The organism is Rhodococcus sp. IEGM 1379 (assembly GCF_030056815.1).
Lineage (GTDB): Bacteria > Actinomycetota > Actinomycetes > Mycobacteriales > Mycobacteriaceae > Rhodococcus_F.
In genome coordinates this window covers 1-3009 of the sequence record NZ_JASHKR010000167.1, presented here as the reverse complement: position 1 = coordinate 3009, position 3009 = coordinate 1, and the positions used below count along the sequence as shown (strand labels likewise).

The following is a 3009-nucleotide window of genomic DNA, read 5'->3' as shown; positions in this document are numbered from 1 at the left end:
TGTTGTGTACTCACATCGTTCGATCTACTTGCATTCCATGCAGGTCTGCATGAGCGATGGCCCCAACCTCAGGCAGGGCGACCGCGCACTCGCAGTTGTTCCGCAGTTCCACGCAATGTCGTGGGGACTTCCCTACGCCGCGTTCATGATTGGCGCGTCTCTGATCATGCCTGACCGCTTCCTGCAGCCCGCTCCGATGGCTGCGATCATCGCCAGCGAGAAGCCGACGTTCGCGGCCGCAGTGCCCACCATCTGGCAAGGACTGCACCTTTACCTCGAGCAGAATCCCCAGGACATCTCGTTCATCCGCGAGGTTCTGATCGGTGGCTCCGCCGTTCCTCCGTCACTGATGCACGCGTTCGAAGAGCAGCACAACGTCAGCGTCCTGCACGCCTGGGGCATGACGGAAACCTCCCCGCTGGGATCGGTTGCACGTCCCCCGGTCGGCGTCACCGGCGATGCAATGTGGAAGTACCGCTACTCGCAGGGTCGCTTCCCCGCATCCGTTGAAGCGCGCCTGATCGACGATGACGGCAAAACTGTTGCACACGACGGCGTTTCCGTCGGCGAGCTCGAAGTTCGCGGACCGTGGATCACCGGCGCTTACTACGGCGTCGACGCAGCCGACAAGTTCAATGAAGGCTGGCTCAAGACCGGCGACGTCGGAACCATTACCGCCGACGGCTTCCTCAGCCTCTCGGACCGTTCCAAGGACATCATCAAGTCCGGTGGCGAATGGATTTCGTCCGTCGACCTCGAGAACGCGGTGATGGGTCATCCGGATGTCACCGAAGCCGCTGTAATCGGTGTGCCGGACGAGAAGTGGGACGAGCGCCCACTGGTGGCTGTCGTCTTGCGCGCGGGGTCGACAGCAACGATGTCGGAACTGCAGCAGTACCTTTCGGACAAGGTTGCCAAGTGGCAGCTGCCCGAGAACTGGACTGTGGTGCAGGAAGTTCCGAAGACGAGCGTCGGCAAGTTCGACAAGAAGCGTCTGCGGTCCGACTACCACGAGGGCGGACTCACAGTCACGCGCCTCTGACATACGGTAGGCATTGAAGGCGGGCAACAGGAGGAAACTTGTTGCCCGCCTTTAGTCATGCGCAATAACCGACCGTATGCAGCGCAATGTCAACGTACTTCTCCGCCAACTGCGACGGCGTCATCGGTCCACCAGTTTGGAACCACCGCGGCAGTGACTGGCACATCCCGAGGATGGCTCGGACAGTTTCGTCGGTGTCAGTGACCGAGAAATCTCCTGACGCCACACCGTCATTGACGATCTTGCGCATCAACAACTCGAGTCGTTTCCGACTGGCCGCGTAGCGACTTCGATTTTCCGGAGAGACGTGCCGAATCTCTGTATCGAGTGCCGCGTGATGGGCCCGATGGGTCATGTACAGAACGATTGCCTCGACTACCAACGAGAAGCGTGCAACCGGATTCTCACCCGCTTCTTTTTCTGCCGCTTCGGTTCTGGTGTTCAACTCTTCCATCGACACCTCGAACAACGCGACAAGCACTGCTTCTTTGCTGGCGTGGTGGTAGTACAACGCAGGAACGGTTACCCCGACACGGTTGGCGATCTGCCGCACCGTCGTGCCGTGGTAACCGTTCTCGTCGAACAACTCCAGCGAATGACGCAGGATGTCGCTCATCGGCAGCGGCGGGAAGGATCGCCACCCCACCGCTACCGAGTTCGCATTTTCCGCTTCGCTAGTCATGTTTTGGTTGAAATTAGCGCGGTGCCATGCGGATTGCGCCATCGAGACGGATGGTCTCACCGTTGAGCATGGGGTTGGAGACGATGTGCGCAGCCAATGATCCGTACTCGCTGGGATCACCCAAACGTGAGGGGTGCGGCACCTGCTGGCCCAGCGACTCCTGAGCAGCCTCGGGCAGTCCGGCCAACAGTGGGGTCTTGAACAGACCGGGCGCGATGGTGTTGACGCGGATCAGCAGCGATGCCAGATCGCGGGCGATCGGCAGGGTCATACCGACGACGCCGCCCTTGGATGCGGAGTATGCAGCCTGGCCAATCTGACCGTCGTACGCTGCGACGGAAGCCGTGTTGATGATGACGCCGCGCTCACCGTCGATGGGCTCGGTTGTCGAAATACGCTCCGCTGCAAGGCGAAGCACGTTGAAGGTACCGATCAGGTTGACGTCGATAACCTTCTTGAACGCATCGAGAGGGAAGGCACCCTTCTTGCTGACGGTCTTGATGGCGTTGCCGATTCCGGCGCAGTTGACTGCAACACGGATGGGCCCGAGGGTCTCGGCTAGGTCGAGCGCAGCCGTGACGGCAGCTTCGTCGGTGACATCTGCTGCCGCGAAGCGGACGCGGTCGCCGAGTTCCTTGGCAATGACCTCACCGTTGGACGAGGGCAGGTCGATGATGACGACGCTGGCCCCGTCTGCGAGAAGCGCTTTGACGGTTGCCAGGCCCAGGCCGGAGGCACCACCAGTGACGACGGCGACGCTGTCGTTGATGATCATGTGAATTCCTTTCGGGAACAGTGAGATTCAGATACGTTCGATGATTGTGGCATTAGCCATGCCAGCGCCTTCACACATGGTCTGCAATCCGTAGCGTCCGCCGGTCGCTTCGAGGTGATTGACCATCGTGGCGAGCAGACGCGTTCCCGACGATCCGAGGGCGTGACCAAGCGAGATGGCACCGCCCCACGGGTTGAGCTTTGCCGGGTCGGCCCCGAACTCATGCGCCCAGGCCAGCGGGACGGGAGCAAATGCTTCGTTGACCTCGTAGGTGTCCATGTCGTCGATGCTCAGGCCGGCGCGAGCCAACACCTTATGCGTCGCCGGGATGGGCGCGGTGAGCATGAGCAACGGGTCGTCACCGACAACCGAGAAGGAATGGAAGCGGGCACGGGGTGTCAGACCCAGCTTCGACGCCATCTCTTCACTCATGATCAGAGCGGCCGACGCGCCATCGGTGAGGGGCGACGAGTTTCCCGGAGTGATGGCCCACTGCGCCTGCGGGAAACG

The 3009-nt window shown here is 61.1% G+C and carries 3 protein-coding genes and 1 pseudogene; 1 reads left to right on the top strand and 3 read right to left on the bottom strand.

Annotated features, from left to right (window positions below):
• The coding region (locus tag QM600_RS29235) for an AMP-binding protein (RefSeq protein WP_283265258.1) at window positions 1–1042 on the top strand (1042 nt) is incomplete at its 5' end.
• A 55-nt stretch (window positions 1043–1097) separates the two neighbouring features.
• Here the strand turns inward: QM600_RS29235 and QM600_RS29230 are convergent.
• The 3 genes and pseudogenes from QM600_RS29230 to QM600_RS29220 all read right to left on the bottom strand — a co-directional run.
• Window positions 1098–1724, bottom strand: a complete 627-nt coding sequence (locus QM600_RS29230) for a TetR/AcrR family transcriptional regulator (protein WP_283265256.1) — start codon at window positions 1722–1724, stop codon at window positions 1098–1100.
• A gap of 13 nt (window positions 1725–1737) precedes the next feature.
• Window positions 1738–2499 (bottom strand): 3-hydroxyacyl-CoA dehydrogenase, encoded by a 762-nt coding sequence (locus QM600_RS29225; RefSeq protein WP_283265254.1) that lies wholly within the window; start codon window positions 2497–2499, stop codon window positions 1738–1740.
• 27 nt (window positions 2500–2526) lie between these two features.
• Window positions 2527–3009, bottom strand: a pseudogene (locus tag QM600_RS29220) (steroid 3-ketoacyl-CoA thiolase); the annotation flags it as partial.

Excerpts from the sequence above, each read along its gene's own strand:
- QM600_RS29230 (WP_283265256.1), bottom strand. The coding sequence starts at position 1,724 with ATGACTAGCGAAGCGGAAAATGCGAACTCGGTAGCGGTGGGGTGGCGA.
- QM600_RS29225 (WP_283265254.1), bottom strand. The coding sequence starts at position 2,499 with ATGATCATCAACGACAGCGTCGCCGTCGTCACTGGTGGTGCCTCCGGC.